We start from the raw sequence: 17,624 nt of genomic DNA on the forward strand, positions 1-17,624 counted from the left end.
TCTCTCTGTGTCTCAAAGTGCCCTCGATAGGATTCGAACCTACGGCCTGTTGCTCCGGAGGCAACCGCTCTATCCCCTGAGCTACGAGGGCAAGGACACCGGTAAACCGGACGTCCTGTGGGACTCAAGAAGCTTAGCAGGTTTCCGCGGGTCGGGGAAAACCTCGCAGGCTGAGGCGAAATGTGGAGAAGTTTCAGGGTGGTGTGCGGGCTGGTTGACCACGTCGCCGGGTTCCCTGGCGGGGGATGCGAGGAATCGTAGCGGGGGAGCCTCCCAGGTCTTTATGCGCCGGAAATTCTCGAGCGCTGTCCAATCCGCTTCGGGCAGGTAGCGGCTGGCAAAAAGACGGGTATCTGGAGTTTTCCGAGGTGCCGTTTTGCGCCGGTTTTTGACCCTGAAATGTCAGTGCCGGATGAAATCCTGAAGCATGGATCAGGACAGGAAATCCGGGTGCGGAGCCGGAATACCGGCCGGCACGGACCTTCCACGGGAAGGGGCGGCCGACAATGCGGATGCGCCCGGGAAACCGTCCCCGGCCCCGACCAGTCTCGCGGTATATCGTGCGGACCCTGCAGGCGAAGCTGTCGCACGGTCCGCGGACGCCATGCCCGCCGAGAGTCCCATGGGTGCAGCCAGTCCCTTAGCTTCAGATGCCGTGCCCGCCGCGAGTCCCATGGGTGCAGCCAGTCCCTTAGCTTCAGATGCCATGCCCGCTGCAAGTTCCATGGGTGCAGTCAGCGCCACTGCTTCCACCAGTCCCGCGGGCGCCCCCGGCAATGCGGAATGCTCAGGCAACATTTATCCGGATGGGTTTACCGGAACCCTGGCCCTGGCGAATCTTGAGTCCTTCGACGAAGTAACCACGGGCGAAGCCTTGGGCCGGATGGGACACCTGATTGCCTGGGCTCAGGCGCAGCAGGCCCGGCTGATGAACCGCATGCAGGAGGTCTTCCGGGACAGCTACCATGACGCCACCGGCCGGCTGGAACCGGGTATGGCTTTCAGCCTTGCCTCCGCCGAGTGCGCGGCCATCCTAAGAGTCCCGCAAATGACGGCACAACGGCTGATGGACGAGGCCTGCAGGCTCTGCGGCCCGCACGCCGCCACCCTCACCGCCCTGGAGGAAGGCACGCTCGGCTACCCGCATGCGCAAGTGGTTCTGGAGCAGTGCGAGAACGTTCCCGCTGCTGACCTGCCGGAACTCGAAGCGGACCTGCTCAGCGCTGCCGAAGGTCAGACCCGGGCACAGTTCTCCGCCAAAGCCCGCAGACTGCGGGAGAAGAAATATCCGCAAACCATTCCTGCTCGGCACCAAAGCGCGTTCGAGAAACGGAAGGTCACCCTGGATCCGGTTGAGGACGGCATGTCCTGGCTCTCGGCCCTTTTGCCGGCACCGGAAGCCCAGCAGATTTACACTGCCCTGAGCACCTCCGCCCAGGGAGAACAGGCGGACGGGGACCCGTGGAGCAGGGACCAGTTGCGTGCCGACATCCTGGCCCAACTGCTGATGGGCGGCATGGGATCAGCCCGCAGTGGTGCCGCGGGCAACACAGGCCACCGGGGTCGCAAGGGGACGGCTGACAGTGGAGGTCGCACGCGCACGATCGACGGTGGCAGGTACCCCGACACTACCGATCACGGGGATCCCGCGGACGCAGCCGGTGGTGGGGGCCACGCGGTCGAAGGTGTTGGGCACGCGGATAAAACCGGTGCCGGGCTCACCGATCCGGACGATATTGGCAGCATCCCGCGGGCCGAGATCATGGTGCTGATCAGCGCTGAAACCCTCTTCGGTGCTGACGAGGAACCCGCCGAGCTCCACGGCTACGGACCCATCAGCGCCGAAGCGGCCCGCCGGCTGGCTCGCAACGCTACCCGCTGGACCGGACTCGTCCGGGATCCGGGCACCGGAGAGATCCTGGGTGTGGGCAGGCGCCGGAAAGTCCCCGCCGGACTCGCCCGCTGGCTCCGGGCACGGGACGGGACCTGCCGGTTCCCGGGATGCCGGGTCAGTACCGGGGTGACCGAGATTGACCACACCAAAGATTGGGCCAAGGGCGGGAACACTGAGCATTCGAACCTGGCTCACCTGTGCCGGAGGCATCACCGGTTCAAGACTCTGGGTTATTGGAAGGCCTGCCAACCTTCGCCGGGGGTGTTGGAATGGACTTCGCCCACCGGCCGGGTCTACCGGACCGAGCCCTTCCTGGAACTGGCGGGCGCGGATCCAAACGCACGCTCTGTCCCCGGTCCGGAAGAGGTACCCCCGTTCTGACGAGGTTCGTCCCACGTCGAAAGCCGTCCGGCAGCGGAAGGAGGTTGGATGCCCGCTGTCGGTGATCGCAGAGTGGGAGGTGCGGGCCGGGCAGCGGTGGGACGTGTGGCGTAGGAACGGTTGGCGCCGCGCGGCCGGTAGTAGGCGGCCGGTAATCGCAGAGTGGGAGGTACGGGTGCGGCTTGGTGGGGACGGATGTCGTTGCGCGGTCGGTAGTCGGCGGCAGTGTGCTGGCGGTGGTGCCGGGTCCTGGCGTGGCGCGGGGTACTGCTGGCCAGCAATACCCCGGAACCAGCAATAACCAGCAATACCCCGAAACTAGTACCCCAGGAACGGATCCGTTCTCACGCGCCGGCCACCGGCCTCGCGGACCGCCTTGCGCGCTGAGGCTACGGCCTGCGGCGAGCCGGAAACATATATCGCCCGCGATGCAAGATCGGGAACTTCCCGCTTCAGCACGTCCGCACCTGGAAGCCCCGGACCAAGCCAGGTCCCGCCAGCAAAACCGGGATCTGTCGGCGTACAGATCAGGACCCGGACGTCCAGCTCCTGCAGCTCGGCTGCATAGGCCAGCTCGTCAGTGGAGGAAGCGGCATACACCAGGACGACGTCCCGGCCCTCTCCGCAGGCCTGCCGCAACTGGCTGATAAACGGCGTAATGCCGATACCGGAAGCAATCATCAGCACCGGTTTTGTCGTGTCCCGGGGCAGCAGGAAATCCCCGGCCACAGCGGTAGCTGTCACTTCGGCACCCGGCCGCATCTTCAGCAGCGACTTCTTGAAGCTGCTGGACGGCTCTGCCACCCGCAGCCCCACCGCTACGGTGTCCGGTGCAGACGGGGCCGTGGTGATGCTGAAAATGCGGCGGGAGCCGCGCGAGTCCGGCTCGAAATGCGGAACGGCCAGCTCCAGGTACTGGCCGGCACGGTACCGGACCGGACGCGTTGGTTCGAAAACAAGTTCGCGTGCAGTGGGCGTGAGCGCCCGGGATGACTTCAGCCGCAGCCGCACAGCCCCGCGCTGACCCATCGCGAAGGCCAGAGCATTGCCAACCAGGAGCGCCAGCTCGGGAGACATGGCCACCGGCCCCAGCGAGAACGGCACGGCAAACAGCACGCCGACGACGGCGGCCTCGGCCAGACGCTGCCAGCGCAGCGGAGGCAGGGTCAGCGGTTCGGTGAGCATAAAGCCGGCCAGGAAGACGATGGGATAGGAACCGGCAATGATGGTCAGCGCCTCGACCGGTGCTTCACCGGCAGCAAGGAAGCGGACAAAGATGATCACCGCAGCGGTGAGGACAAACACTCCGGCCATCGGCAGCAGCCGGTTGCGGTACAGGATCAGGACGGACGCCGGAAGCACGGCCGCAAGCATCCACGGAGTGGCTACCCACCAGACAGCCCCGCCCAACCCGGCCGCTGCCACCACAAAGGCGCCTACTGCCGCGGGGTTGAAAATGTGCCGGCGCCGGACGGCCAGCACATATTTGGACGCGGTTGCCACGGCCGCCGCCAGCGCCACAATGCCCAGCTGGGCACCGTCGGTGCCCGGCCAGAACAGGAAGTACAGGATCAGGCCCGTGATCAGGGAGGAGTCGGTCTGCGGCCGGGTACGCAGCAGCAGTCCGGCCACCCGGCTGGTCACCAGGGCGGAGGCAACTGCCGTGGCGGCGGTCGCGGCGAGCTCGGCAGGTGTGTAAAAAAGCACCCCGGTAAGGGAGAGCACAAAGGACCAGAGCACACAGGCAAGCAGCAGCCAGACCGTGAGCCGGTACATGGTCCAGCGGCCCAGGAAGGTATTGAGGGTGCGCGGCTGCGCCGGGGCGGAAACACTCATGTAAACAGGACTCCAGCCATTGCAGGGGAATAGTCGGCCCGGCCGTCGGTAAACATCCGGACATAATCAAACTCGAATTCGGCAGCCAGCTCCCGCGGTTCGGCGAAGAACAGGGCGGTGGCCAGGCCATCGGCGGTTCGGGTGTCAGCCGCCAACGTCCAGGTTGCTGCCACTGCCTGGACCGGAGCCCCGGTCCGGGCATCCAGGACGTGGTGCAGCCCGTCCCCCCACTGCCGGCGGTTCACCGCCGAGGCGCACAGGGAACGGTTCCTGACGGAAACGAGGCCAACAGCCCGCGCCGCGTCATAGGGATGCTCCAGGGCCACCCGCAGGGCAGTGCCGCCGGCATGGCGCAGATCCGAACCGGCATCCACCACATACTCCCGGTGCCCGGCGGATTCCAGCACGGCGGACACCAGGTCCACCAGCTGGCCCTTGCCGGCCGCCCCGATGTCCAAGGTCACCGGCGCGGTGGTCCTGACCTCCACCACGGAGCCACCGGCCGACCAGGACACGGTGTCAGTCCAGTCAGCAGCGGGAGAAGGGGCGCCCGAGGCACGGAAGCTGTACCCGGCGTCGTACCCCAGAACCTCCAGCGAGCGTCCGACCAGGGGATTAACAGCGCCGCGGGTGAGCCGGTGCAACGTGTCAAAAAGCTCCAGCAGCGGGGCAGCGGAGGCGGGCAGCTCGAAGCTTCCGGCACCCTCCGCCATCCGCGCCAGGGTGGAATCGCTGCGGAAACGCGAATAGGTGCGGTCATAGCCCTCGACCAGTTCCGCCACTGCCGCCTGGGTCGAAGCGTCCAGCGGCTCGGCAGTGGAGAGCGTCCACTGTGTGCCGATGGCTTCGAACCCGTGGGAAAGCATGGGTTAGGACGCCGCCACGGAGCGGATGGCGTCCAGTGCCCGGTTGAAGCCCTGGCTGGTCAGCGAGGAACCTGCCACTTTGTCCACGTCCAGTTCGTCAATGTTCTTTCCCACCACCTGCTCCTGCACGTTGGAGGTGAACTCGCGCTGGTACTGCTTGGATGTGGGGTTCTTCTGGGACGTTTCCACTTCCAGCTCGGTGACCACGTTGCCCTCGAGCGTGAGCTTGACGTCCACGTCTTCGGAAGTGCCCGACGGCGGGATGTAGCTGCCGGTGCCGGAGTACTCGCCGTCGGTGTACTTTCCTGAGGCAGCGGATCCGGAACCGGCAGCCCCGGAGGCATCAGACGCGGCGGGGGACTGCGCGGGGGACTGGGCAGGGGATTCACTGGCAGGGCCGGCGGGTGAGGCAGTATCGGCTTCCTCGCCAGCGGCACATCCTGCCGCGGACAGCAGGGACAGGCCGGCGGCGGCACACAGCAGGGACTTGCTCGCTCGGTTCACGGTTCTCCTCGGTGGTGGGGGTTCCCCGGATGGGAATCTCTGCAGGGGTCAAACCCGGGCTTCCTCTTTATTACATCGCATCATGGCGGCAGCGGCTGAGCCGGCACAGGGTAAGGCCCGTCATAGTCAACGGGGGCACGGCCGTACCCGGCTATGCTTAACCGGTGACTCCTGAAGAACTTTCCTCCGCCGTAACTGCCTGCCTCCAAGACGCCATCGATGCCGGTGACTTCAGCATTGAACTGCCGGGGGAGGTGCGCGTGGAGCGCCCCAAGAACCGGGACCACGGTGACTGGGCCACCAACATCGCCCTGCAGCTCTCCAAGCAGGCCGGCATGAATCCCCGCCAGTTCGCCGGGATCCTGAAGGGCCGCCTCGAGCAGATCGACGGCGTGGCCAAGGTGGACATCGCCGGCCCCGGCTTCCTGAACATCACCCTCGACGCGGGTGCCGCGGGTGAACTGGTCAAGACGATTGTCGACGCCGGTCCCGCGTACGGCACCTCCGAAATCCTCAAGGGCACCCGGATCAACCTGGAGTTCGTTTCCGCCAACCCCACCGGCCCGATCCACCTCGGCGGCACCCGCTGGGCCGCCGTCGGCGATGCCCTGGCCCGGGTCTTCGAATCCCAGGGTGCCGATGTCACCCGCGAGTACTACTTCAATGACCACGGCGCGCAGATCGACCGCTTCGCCCGCTCCCTCCTCGCTTCGGCCAAGGGCGAACCCGCACCGGAAGACGGCTACGCCGGCGAATACATCGTGGACATCGCCAACCGCGTGCTGGCCGCCGAGCCGGGCATCGTGGACCTGCCCGACGACGAAGCACAGGAACGCTTCCGTGCCGTCGGTGTGGACTTTATGTTCGGCGACATCAAGGAATCCCTGCACAACTTCGGCGTGGACTTTGACGTCTTCTTCCACGAGGACTCCCTGCACGAAGGCGGCCAGGTGGAGAAGCTCCTGGAACAGCTCAAGGGCTCGGAAAACCTGTACGAAAAGGACGGCGCCTGGTGGCTGAACTCCTCCGAGTTCGGTGACGACAAGGACCGTGTGGTCATCAAGTCGGACGGCAACGCCGCCTACATTGCCGGCGACATTGCCTACATCCAGAACAAGCGCGAGCGCGGCTTCGACCTGAACGTCTACATGCTCGGCGCAGACCACCACGGCTACGTGGCCCGCCTGAAGGCCGCCGCCGCCGCACTGGGCCATGACCCCGAATGCGTGGAGGTCCTGATCGGCCAGATGGTCAACCTGGTCAAGGACGGCAAGCCGGTCCGTATGTCCAAGCGTGCAGGCACCGTGGTCACCCTCGAAGACCTGGTGGACGCCGTGGGCGTGGACGCAGCCCGCTACACACTGGCCCGCTTCTCCGCAGATTCCAACATCGATGTGGACCTGGACCTGCTGACCAAGCGCAGCAACGAGAACCCTGTGTTCTACGTCCAGTACGCCCATGCCCGCACGCATGCCCTGGCCCGCAACGCCGAGGCCGCCGGCGTGGATGACTCCGCTTTCGACGCCTCGCTGCTGACCCACCCCACCGAAAGCGCACTGCTTGCCGCGCTGGGCCAGTACCCCGGCGTCGTCGCCCAGGCCAGCGCCTTCCGTGAACCGCACCGCGTGGCCCGCCACCTTGAGGTCATCGCCGGCACCTACCACCGCTGGTATGACGCCTGCCGGATCGCACCCCAGGGCGACGAGGAAATCACCGACACCAACCGCACCCGGCTGTGGCTGAACCTCGCCGCACGCCAGGTCCTGGCCAACGGCCTGGACCTGCTGGGAGTTTCCGCACCCGAACGGATGTAAGTAATGACTGCTTCACCCCTGGCCCCCGCCTGGCTGAGCCACCCGGAGGACCCCAATGCCCTGCGCCCGCAGATGTGGGCGCGCGACGTACGGCGGGGGGAGGCCGGGGAGCTGGAAATCTCCGGCATTCCCGTCTCCCGGATTGCGGAGGACTTCGGCACTCCGGTCTTCGTGATGTCCGAAGATGATTTCCGCGCCCGGGCCCGTGACTTCAAGGACTCCTTTGACGCCGCGTTCGCACCGCTGTGCGGGGGAGTGGACGTCTACTACGCGGGCAAGTCCTTCCTCTGCACCGAGGTGGCCCGCTGGGTCGATTCCGAGGGGCTGCGCCTGGACACCTGCTCCGGCGGGGAGCTGGCTGTGGCCCGCCGCGCCGGGTTGCCCGGCAGCCGGCTGGGCCTGCACGGCAACAACAAGTCGGTGGCCGAACTGACCCGTGCCCTGGACATGGAGCTGGGCCGGATTGTGGTGGATAGCCTGGGTGAGCTGGAACTGCTCGGGCAGCTTGCGGCGTCCCGCGGCGAACGCGCCAACGTGATGCTGCGCCTGACCCCGGGCGTGCACGCCTCCACCCACGAATTCATTGCCACCGCGCACGAGGACCAGAAGTTCGGCCTGTCCATGGTCGCCGATCCGGAGCTGGACGGACGTTCCCCGGCTCTGACGGCGGTGGAAACGGCGCTGAAGCACGACGGCGTGAACCTGGTGGGCGTGCACTGCCACATCGGTTCGCAGATCTTCGACGCGGCCGGTTTCGAGGAGGCCGCACGCAGGCTGCTGGGTTTCCTGGCCGAGGTCAAGGCTGCCTACGGCGTCGAACTGGCCGAGCTGGACCTGGGCGGCGGTTACGGCATCGCCTACACCGAAGCCGATACCCCGCGCCCGCCGGCCGAGATCGCCAATGCGATGGCCGCCGTCGTTGGCAGCACCTGCGCTGACCTGGACCTTTCAGTGCCGAGGATTTCCATTGAGCCCGGCCGGGCCATTGTGGGGCCGAGCACCTTCACGCTCTACCGCACCGGAACCATCAAAACGGTGCGGGTGGACACGCCCGACGGCGGCACCTCCCCGCGGCGCTACGTCAGCGTGGACGGCGGCATGAGCGATAACGCCCGTCCGATACTGTACGGCGCGGACTATTCCGCGGTGCTGGCCTCCCGCGTCTCCGAACATGACGCGGTTATTTCGCGGGTGGTTGGCAAACACTGCGAAAGCGGGGACATAGTAGTGCGGGACGTCTACCTGCCCGGTGACGTAGCCGCGTCGGACCTGCTGGCCGTTCCGGGTACCGGAGCCTACTGCTGGGTGCTTTCGAGCAACTACAACTATGTACCCCGTCCGCCCGTTGTCGCAGTGCGGAACGGAACCGCGCGGCTGATTGTGCGCGGCGAGACCGAAGACGACCTGTTGGCACGCGACGTTTCCTAACCGTTAGAGGAGTTGGCACGCACATTGAAGACCCTGAGAGTAGCCCTGCTGGGATGCGGAAACGTGGGATCGCAGGTTGCCCGGATCCTCATTGACGACGCCGCGGACCTCACCGCCCGCCTCGGCGCACGCCTGGAGCTGACCGGCATCGCCGTGCGCAACGTTGATGCTCCCCGCGATGTTGACCTGCCCGCGGAGCTGTTCACCACGGATGCCGAGGCGCTGGTCAAGGACGCGGACATTGTCATTGAGCTGATGGGCGGCATGGAGCCGGCGCGCACCCTGATCCTGCATGCCCTGGGCCACGGCGCCGCCGTGGTCACCGGCAACAAGGCACTGCTGGCCGCCGACGGCGCGGCCCTGTATGAGAAGGCCGACGCCGCCGGCGTCCAGCTTTCCTACGAGGCAGCCGTGGCCGGCGCCATTCCGATCCTGCGGCCCATCCGCGACAGCCTCTCCGGCGACCGGATCACCAAGGTCATGGGCATTGTCAACGGCACCACCAATTACATCCTGGACGCCATGGACACCACCGGTGCCCAGTTTGGCGACGCCCTGGCCGAGGCCCAGCGGCTGGGCTACGCGGAAGCGGATCCCACTGCCGACGTCGAGGGGCATGATGCCGCCGCCAAGGGCGCCATTCTCGCGTCCCTGGCCTTCCATACGGACTTTGACCTTTCCGCCGTGTCCTGCGAGGGCATCAGCTCGGTGACCGCCGAAGACATGAGCGCCGCGAAGGACGCCGGCTTCGTCATTAAGCTGCTCGCCATCGCGGAGAAATTCTCCGACGGGGACAACGGCGAAGGCGTCAGCGTGCGGGTGCACCCCACCCTGCTGCCGCGCCGGCATCCGCTGGCGGCGGTACACGGAGCCTTCAACGCCGTGTTCGTCGAGGCGGAGAATGCCGGCGAACTGATGTTCTACGGGCAGGGCGCCGGCGGTGCACCCACCGCCTCGGCCGTGATGGGCGACGTCGTCACCGCGGCCCGGCGGCTGGTCCTTGGCGGTCCCGTGGCGGCCGGGCAGGCCTCCGGGCACCTGCCGGCCCTGCCTTTGGAGAAGGTCACCACGAGCTACTCGATTGGCCTGGAGGTGGCAGACCAGCCGGGTGTGCTGGCCGCCGTCGCCCGTGTCTTCTCCGAGCACGGCGTCTCCATCGAGACCATGCGCCAGACCATCCACGGTGAAGGAGCCAGCGCCGAGCTGCGCTTCGTCACGCACCGTGCATCCGAGGCCGCACTGGCGGCCACCGTCGAGGCCATCAAAAACCTCGATGTCATCACGAACGTCAAATCCGTACTGCGGGTAGAAGGAGTCTGAGCCGTGGCTCACCAATGGCGCGGCGTTATCCGCGAATACGCCGAACGGCTGCCGGTCACCGACAGCACCGAAGTCATCACCCTGGGGGAGGGCGGTACCCCGCTGGTCCATGCCAAGGCACTCTCCGAGCTGACCGGTTCCACGGTCTACCTCAAGGTCGAGGGCATGAACCCCACCGGGTCCTTCAAGGACCGCGGCATGACCATGGCCATGACCGCTGCCGTGGAATCCGGTGCCAAGGCCGTGGTCTGCGCGTCTACCGGCAACACCAGTGCCTCCGCTGCCGCCTACGCCACGCAGGCGGGCATCACCTGTGCTGTCCTGGTTCCGGACGGCAAGATCTCCATGGGAAAGCTCAGCCAGGCCATCGCGCACGGCGCCCAGCTGCTGCAGGTCCGCGGCAACTTCGACAACTGCCTTGAGGTGGCCCGAAAGCTTGCCGAGGCGTACCCGGTGTTCCTGGTGAACTCCGTGAACCCGGCCCGCATCGAGGGACAGAAGACCGCATCCTTCGAAGTGGTGGACTATCTCGGGGACGCCCCGGACTACCACCTGCTGCCCGTCGGCAACGCGGGCAACATCACCGCGTACTGGAAGGGCTACACGGAGTACGCCGCGCCCTACACCAACGTGGCCGGTGAGGAAATTGCGCCGGTAGCCACCAAAACCCCGCACATGTGGGGCTTCCAGGCAGAAGGCGCCTCGCCGCTGGTGAAGGGCCATCCGGTGACGGACCCGGACACCATTGCCACCGCCATCCGGATCGGCAACCCGGCATCCTGGGATGCCGCCATCGCAGCTCGCGATGAATCCGGCGGACTTATCGAAGCCGTCACGGACACCGAGATCCTGGAGGCGCACCGCTGGCTCTCCTCCCGCGAGGGCGTTTTCGTGGAACCGGCCTCCGCCGCAGGCGTTGCCGGACTGTTGAAGAAGCACGCCGCGGGCGAGGTGCCTGCCGGCAAGACCATTGTCATAACGGTCACCGGGCACGGCCTGAAGGATCCGCAGTGGGCCCTGCGCACCGCCGACGGTTCGGAGGTGGAGCCCACCAAGGTGGACTTCGACGTCGTCAGCGTTGCTGCGGCACTGGGGCTGGAAGCAGCCGCACCTGCCGCCGGTACCAAGTAGGACCGCCATGCAGGTGGATCTGCCCGGACAGCTTCCCGGCGCAACAGTCCTGGCCCCCGGCCGGGAGGTGGCCGTAACGGTCCCGGCCACCAGTGCCAACCTCGGCCCGGGGTTTGATTCCCTGGGCCTTGCGCTCTCGCTGTATGACACAGTCCGGGTACGGACCACCGATGAACCGGGAATCACGGTGCAGGTGGCGGGGGAGGGCGCGGACCAGGTCCCGCTGGATTCCTCGCACCTGGTGGTGCGCACCATCCTCTCCACCCTGGCGGACGCCGGCTACACGGTCCGCGGACTGCACCTGAGTGCGGAGAACGTCATCCCGCACGGCCGCGGGCTTGGATCTTCCGCCGCGGCGATCGTCTCCGGCGTCCTTGCCGCCAATGCGCTCCTGCCGGACGCGGACCGGCTGGACGCCGCACAGGTTTTGCACGCCTGCTCGGCGCTGGAGGGCCACCCTGACAATGTGGCACCGGCACTGGCAGGTGACCTCGCGATTTCATGGGAGACCGACGGCGTCTTCCGCTCGGCCCGCGCCGCGGTCCATCCCGACGTGGTGCCGGTGGTGGCAATACCTGCCACCGAGCTGTCCACGGAACGGGCGCGAGGGCTCCTCCCTGCCACCGTTCCGCACCGTACCGCCGCCGCGAACTCGGGCCGTGCCGCGCTTCTGGTCCATGCACTGACCATGGATCCGGCACTCCTGCCGGAGGGGACACAGGATTTCCTGCACCAGGACTTCCGCGCCCCTGCCATGCCCGCCAGTGCTGCGCTGATCCAGGCACTGCGCTCGGCCGGATTTGCCGCAGCGGTTTCCGGAGCGGGCCCCACCGTCCTGTGCCTTGCCAACGGAGCATCCGCCGCCGCAGCGGCAGAGGAGCTGATGGCCCGCCAGCTGCAGGCAGCCGGTGAAAACTGGCGGGTTCTCCGGCTTGGCGTGGAGCGAGATGGTGCTAGAGTGGAAGTGCACCAGCGGTAATTTTACCGTTCTTGTGCTCCCGCAGGCATGGCCGTCCGTTTCGGGCCGCCCGGGCTTTCGTTGAAGACACTTCGCCGCCCCTGGTGTAACTGCACCCGTTCCGGTGATTTAGTTGACGCAATCGCCTTACCCGCGGAAGTACGGTCTTCGGTGTAGCCTTCATCCGGTACCGCCAAGAAGCGGCGAGTCCCATTGAATGCCGCGTGTTCGGCAGCAAAGCTGACGAAACTCCGTGTGGATTCTTCTAAACAAGGCACCCAGCAGAATCGCCCCTTTTCCGGCCCCGGCCGGATTGTGGCGGACCCGGTCCTATGTCTGATCATCGGTCCGGGGTCAATCACCGCGGCCGGCAATGCGCCGGACCGCCCGACGAGGGGGAAGGATCCTTCGTGACAGATACCACCAGCCTGACTGCAGGCGTGGATTCAGCATCCGCCGGTTCCACCGGCGAGAACACTTCAAAGAGTGCCGGTCTTGCCGGTCTCAAGCTTGCGCAGCTCCAGGCGCTTGCCGGTCAGCTCGGCATCACCGGCGGCTCCCGGATGCGCAAGGGAGACCTGGTCACGGCCATCTCCAACCACCAGCGCGGCGGCGCAGTAGCCGACCGCCCGGTGCGGGGATCCCGTTCCGGCGAAGACGCCGCAGGCAAGGGCGCCGCTGCCGGGTCCGAGTCAGCCCAGGCAGCTCCGGCGAAGTCCGCGGATGCCCCGGCACAGGGCACCGCCACCGAGCGTCCCACGCGGACCCGGAACCGCAACCGCCGCGCGGCCAGTGACGGTGTTGTCACCTCAGCTGCGGCCGAAACCCCCGCTCCGGAAGCTGCACAGCAGGCTCCGCAGGCCGAGACCGCCCCTGAGCGCCCGGCCCGCGAGGACAACGCCCGCGACGAGAACCAGCGTGAGCGCGGCAACCGCCGCAGCCGCAGCCGCCGCAGCGACAGCAGCGAGACCAGCACCTCCGGCGCAGAAGCACAGGACGCCGGCGAGAACCGCGGCAACGCTTCCTCGAACGGCAACGCTTCCTCTAACGCTTCCTCCAACGGCAGCAATGAGGCAGCGTCCTCCAATGGCGCGTCCCAGGGCAACGGTTCGGAGAACCGCTCCAACGACGACGAGCGCAGCGAACGCCGTGAGCGCCGCAACCGCGACCGCGGCAACAACCGCGACGGCGATAACAACCGCGACGGTGGCAACAACCGCGAGAACAACCGCGACCGCGATAACAACCGCGACGGCGGCAACAACCGCGAGAACAACCGCGACCGCGACAACAACCGCGATGACAACGAAGAGAACGGCCGCGGGCGTAACCGCCGCAACCGGAACCGCAACGATCGCAATGACCGCAACGATCGCAACGACCGTTTCCGGGACCGCAACGAGCGCCGCCGCAACCGTAACCAGAACCCCGAGGTTGACGACGTCGAGGTCACTGATGACGACGTCCTGCTGCCCGTAGCCGGAATCCTGGACGTGCTGGAGAACTACGCGTTTGTACGTACCTCCGGTTACCTGCCGGGCCCGAACGACGTTTACGTTTCCCTCGCCCAGGTCAAGAAGTACAACCTGCGCAAGGGCGACGCCGTGGTTGGCGCCATCCGTGCACCGCGCGAGGGCGAAAACCAGGGCGGCAACCAGCGCCAGAAGTTCAATGCACTGGTTCGCCTGACCTCCGTCAACGGCAAGCCCGCCGAGGACAACAAGGACCGCGTGGACTTCTCCAAGCTGGTTCCGCTGTACCCCTCCGAGCGCCTGCGCCTGGAAACCTCCGCCAAGGTGATCGGTCCTCGTGTCATTGACCTCGTGGCCCCGATCGGCAAGGGCCAGCGCGGCCTGATCGTCTCGCCGCCGAAGGCAGGCAAGACGCTCATCCTGCAGTCCATTGCCAACGCGATCACCATTAACAACCCGGAAGTCCATCTGATGATGGTCCTGGTTGATGAGCGTCCCGAAGAAGTCACGGACATGCAGCGCACGGTCAAGGGCGAGGTCATTGCCTCCACCTTCGACCGTCCCGCCGATGACCACACCACCGTGGCCGAGCTCGCCATCGAGCGTGCCAAGCGCCTGGTGGAAATGGGCAATGACGTGGTGGTGCTGCTGGACTCCATGACCCGTCTGGGCCGTGCATACAACCTGGCCGCTCCGGCGTCGGGACGTATCCTCTCCGGCGGCGTTGACTCCTCGGCGCTGTACCCGCCGAAGCGTTTCTTCGGTGCTGCCCGCAACATCGAAAACGGCGGCTCGCTGACCATCCTGGCCACCGCGCTTGTCGAGACCGGCTCCAAGATGGATGAAGTCATCTTCGAAGAGTTCAAGGGCACCGGCAACATGGAACTGCGCCTCTCCCGCAACCTGGCGGACAAGCGCATCTTCCCGGCCGTGGATGTCAACGCTTCGGGCACCCGCCGCGAAGAGAACCTGCTGTCTCCGGATGAAGTCAAGATCATGTGGAAGCTGCGCCGCGTTCTCTCCGGCCTGGATACCCAGCAGGCGCTGGAACTGCTGACCGGCAAGATCAAGGAAACCCAGTCCAACGTGGAGTTCCTGATGCAGGTCCAGAAGACCACCCTGGGCAGCAAGGACGACTAGCTGCCTTACAAGCCGCTCATGCTCCGGCCCCCGGTTAACCCGGGGCCGGAGCCTGGGCGGTTTGTCCGTTAACGCAGGACGGCGGAGCCTCCGCGCGCCCGCACCCCGCCGGGGCCGATAAACTGCCTGTGGGATACACAGTCGAAAGAGGAACCTAAAACATGTTTGAGTCCATTCAGGGTCTGTTGGATGAGCACGCTGAGCTTCAGCTGCGTCTCTCCGATCCGGCAGTACACGCGGACCAGGGTCTGGCCCGCCGGCTGGGCCGCCGCTACGCCGAGCTCAGCCGGATCGTGGATGCCTACAACCAGTGGCACGGACTCGAGGATGACCTCGCCGCCGCAGCCGAAATGGCAGATGAGGATCCGGAATTCGCCGCCGAAGTGCCTGTCCTGAAGGAACAGCTGGCCGACGCCCAGGAGAAACTGCGCCGCCTGCTCATCCCGCGCGACCCGAACGACGGCCGCGACGTCATCATCGAGGTCAAGGGCGGCGAAGGCGGCGACGAAGCCGCCCTGTTCGCCGGGGACCTGCTGCGCATGTACACCCGCTACGCGGAGCACCGCGGCTGGCGCACCGAGATTATCTCCGCCACCGAGTCCGACCTGGGCGGCTACAAGGACGTTTCCATGGCCATCAAGGGTTCCTCCAATGACCCGGCCGAGGGCGTTTACGCCCGCCTGAAGTACGAAGGCGGCGTGCACCGCGTCCAGCGCGTCCCCGTCACTGAATCCCAGGGCCGGATCCACACGTCCGCTGCCGGTGTGCTGGTGCTGCCCGAAGTCGACGAGCCCGAAGAAGTCGAGATCAACCAGAACGATCTCAAGATCGACGTCTACCGCTCCTCCGGCCCGGGCGGCCAGTCGGTGAACACTACCGACTCCGCCGTGCGCATCACCCACCTGCCCACCGGCATTGTGGTGGCCATGCAGAACGAAAAATCCCAGCTGCAGAACCGTGAAGCCGCCATGCGCGTGCTCCGCTCCCGCATCCTGGCGCACGAGCAGGAGAAGATCGACGCCGCGAATTCCGACATTCGGAAGTCGCAGATCCGCACCATGGACCGTTCCGAGCGGATCCGTACGTACAACTACCCGGAAAACCGGATTGTGGACCACCGCACCGGCTACAAGGCCTACAACCTGGATACCGTGCTGAACGGTGAACTGGAAGCCGTGGTCCAGGCTGCCATTGAAATGGATGAGCAGGCCCGGCTGGACGCCATCGGTGACGAAAGCTAACCCGGCCGGAACCGCCGGGGAAACCCTGGACGCAGCACTTCGGAGCGCGGCGGCACGGCTGGCAGAGGCCGGTGTGCCCTCGCCCCGGGTGGATGCCGAACTGCTTGCCGCACACCTGCTGGGTGAAACCGTGGGCAGGGTACGGGCACTGGCCTTTACCGATGCCCCGCCTCCGGAGGGGTTTTCCGATCTGGTGGCGGAACGCGCTGCGCGGGTTCCGCTGCAGCACATCACCGGCAAGGCCCATTTCCGCTATCTGGAACTCGCCGTGGGGCCCGGTGTGTTTGTGCCCCGTCCGGAAACCGAAACCGTGGCCCAGCTGGCCATTGATGCTGCCCGGCGGACCCCATCACCGAAGGTCGTGGACCTCGGCACCGGTTCCGGGGCCATCGCAGCGGCCGTGGCGTCCGAAGTTCCGGACGCCGAGGTGCATGCCGTGGAGCTCAGCCCGCTCGCCTATGCCTGGGCGGAGCGGAACCTGGCACCGCTGGGCGTCCACCTGGTACAGGGGGACCTACGCACCGCACTGGGGGAGCACAACGCCAGTTTCGACGTGGTGGTTTCCAACCCGCCCTACATTCCGGCAGAAGCCGTACCCAACGAACCCGAGGCCGCCGAGCATGACCCGGCGATGGCCCTCTACGGCGGCGGCGCGGACGGGATGGAACTGCCCGCAGCTGCAGCACGCACGGCAGCACGGCTGCTGGTCCCGGGCGGATACTTCGTCATGGAACATGCCGAAGTGCAGGCACCGGCCGTCGCCCGGCTGCTGGCCGCGGACCCGGCATGGACGGACGTCCGTACCCACCTGGACCTCAATGACCGGCCCCGCGCCACATCAGGCATCCGGCGGACCGTCACGGACGAACCCGTGAGAGAAGAACCGATGGCATCCACACGTGAAAGAATGTTGCCGTGAGCACCAGTTATGACTGCACCAACCCCGAAGAACTTAGCGAAGGACTTGCTGCCGCGCAGCAGGCCATTGCCGCAAAGGCATGCATAGTCCTGCCCACTGACACCGTCTACGGAATCGGCGCCGACGCGTTCTCCCCGCAGGCCGTAGCCACCCTGCTTGCCGCCAAGGGCCGTGGGCGGAGCATGCCCCCGCCCGTCCTGATCCCGCGGCTGCAGACCATGGACGGACTCGCCACGGACATCCCCGAGGATGCCCGGCGCCTTGCCGAAGCCTTCTGGCCCGGTGGCCTGACGCTGATCTTCCATGCCCAGCCCTCGCTGAGCTGGGACTTGGGGGACACCCTGGGAACCGTGGCGCTGCGGATGCCCGATGACAGGATAGCGCTGGACCTGCTCGGGGTTACCGGCCCGCTGGCGGTCTCCTCCGCCAACCGCACCGGATCCCCGGCGGCACAGACCGCGGCCGAGGCACAGGGCCAGCTGGCCGAGTCGGTTGAGGTTTACCTGGAGGCCGGCCACCGCCCGGCGGCCAAGGAAGACGGGATCCCGTCCACCATCGTGGACGCCACCAGCGAGCCGATGCGCGTGGTCCGCCGCGGGGCAGTGAGCCTGGAAGCGCTGCGGGCCGTGGTGCCCGGCATCCTGGACCTGGACGAAGAACCGGGGCAGGATCCGGCACCGGAGGCGGCTGCGCCCTCCCTGACCAAGGAATAAAACCGTT

At 66.6% G+C, this 17,624-nt stretch carries 13 protein-coding genes and 1 tRNA gene; 10 read left to right on the top strand and 4 right to left on the bottom strand.

The genetic code is table 11. The features are described 5' to 3' along the window. Positions 1–18: 18 nt before the first annotated feature. Positions 19–91, bottom strand: a tRNA-Arg gene (locus QWJ37_RS06055). Between the two features lie 615 nt (positions 92–706). Between QWJ37_RS06055 and QWJ37_RS06060 the strand changes: the two genes are divergently transcribed. Next, positions 707–2,275, top strand: a complete 1,569-nt coding sequence (locus tag QWJ37_RS06060) for an HNH endonuclease signature motif containing protein (RefSeq protein WP_290244702.1) — start codon at positions 707–709, stop codon at positions 2,273–2,275. 318 nt (positions 2,276–2,593) lie between these two features. On the opposite strand, the gene QWJ37_RS06065 is transcribed toward QWJ37_RS06060, so the two are convergent. Genes QWJ37_RS06065 through QWJ37_RS06075 form a run of 3 tightly spaced genes read right to left on the bottom strand, consistent with a single transcriptional unit; the run spans position 2,594 to position 5,481 of the window. Beyond that, positions 2,594–4,111 (bottom strand): oxidoreductase, encoded by a 1,518-nt coding sequence (locus tag QWJ37_RS06065; protein WP_290244704.1) that lies wholly within the window; start codon positions 4,109–4,111, stop codon positions 2,594–2,596. Then, positions 4,108–4,977 (bottom strand): FAD:protein FMN transferase, encoded by an 870-nt coding sequence (locus tag QWJ37_RS06070; protein WP_290244706.1) that lies wholly within the window; start codon positions 4,975–4,977, stop codon positions 4,108–4,110. Before QWJ37_RS06070 ends, QWJ37_RS06065 begins: the two co-directional genes overlap by 4 nt. A 3-nt stretch (positions 4,978–4,980) precedes the next feature. After that, positions 4,981–5,481 carry an FMN-binding protein gene (locus QWJ37_RS06075; protein ID WP_290244708.1) on the bottom strand — a complete coding sequence of 167 codons (501 nt, stop codon included), beginning with the start codon at positions 5,479–5,481 and terminating at the stop codon, positions 4,981–4,983. A 164-nt stretch (positions 5,482–5,645) separates the two neighbouring features. Between QWJ37_RS06075 and argS the strand changes: the two genes are divergently transcribed. From argS to QWJ37_RS06120, 9 genes are all read left to right on the top strand, one after another. Next, positions 5,646–7,295, top strand: a complete 1,650-nt coding sequence (argS, locus tag QWJ37_RS06080; RefSeq protein WP_290244710.1) for an arginine--tRNA ligase — start codon at positions 5,646–5,648, stop codon at positions 7,293–7,295. Between the two features lie 3 nt (positions 7,296–7,298). Then, entirely contained in the window at positions 7,299–8,723 is a 1,425-nt protein-coding gene (gene lysA / locus QWJ37_RS06085) for a diaminopimelate decarboxylase (protein ID WP_290244712.1), read from the top strand. A 24-nt stretch (positions 8,724–8,747) separates the two neighbouring features. Then, entirely contained in the window at positions 8,748–10,043 is a 1,296-nt protein-coding gene (locus QWJ37_RS06090) for a homoserine dehydrogenase (RefSeq protein WP_290244839.1), read from the top strand. Positions 10,044–10,046: 3 nt separating this feature from the next. Continuing rightward, positions 10,047–11,174, top strand: a complete 1,128-nt coding sequence (gene thrC / locus QWJ37_RS06095; RefSeq protein WP_227903366.1) for a threonine synthase — start codon at positions 10,047–10,049, stop codon at positions 11,172–11,174. 7 nt (positions 11,175–11,181) lie between these two features. Continuing rightward, complete coding sequence (gene thrB / locus QWJ37_RS06100) at positions 11,182–12,153, top strand: homoserine kinase (protein WP_290244714.1); 972 nt, start codon at positions 11,182–11,184, stop codon at positions 12,151–12,153. A 389-nt stretch (positions 12,154–12,542) separates the two neighbouring features. After that, a complete protein-coding gene (gene rho, locus QWJ37_RS06105; protein ID WP_290244716.1) occupies positions 12,543–14,744 on the top strand; it encodes a transcription termination factor Rho in 2,202 nt (733 codons plus the stop codon). A 161-nt stretch (positions 14,745–14,905) separates the two neighbouring features. Continuing rightward, positions 14,906–15,985 carry a peptide chain release factor 1 gene (gene prfA, locus QWJ37_RS06110; RefSeq protein WP_227903363.1) on the top strand — a complete coding sequence of 360 codons (1,080 nt, stop codon included), beginning with the start codon at positions 14,906–14,908 and terminating at the stop codon, positions 15,983–15,985. Then, positions 15,972–16,904, top strand: a complete 933-nt coding sequence (gene prmC / locus QWJ37_RS06115; RefSeq protein ID WP_227903362.1) for a peptide chain release factor N(5)-glutamine methyltransferase — start codon at positions 15,972–15,974, stop codon at positions 16,902–16,904. Before prfA ends, prmC begins: the two co-directional genes overlap by 14 nt. Continuing rightward, positions 16,901–17,617, top strand: a complete 717-nt coding sequence (locus QWJ37_RS06120) for an L-threonylcarbamoyladenylate synthase (RefSeq protein WP_290244719.1) — start codon at positions 16,901–16,903, stop codon at positions 17,615–17,617. The genes prmC and QWJ37_RS06120 overlap by 4 nt, the downstream gene beginning before the upstream one ends. The last annotated feature ends 7 nt before the right edge of the window (positions 17,618–17,624 follow it).

It is taken from the genome of Arthrobacter sp. YD2 (assembly GCF_030410475.1).
Classification (GTDB): Bacteria; Actinomycetota; Actinomycetes; order Actinomycetales; family Micrococcaceae; genus Arthrobacter_B; species Arthrobacter_B zhangbolii.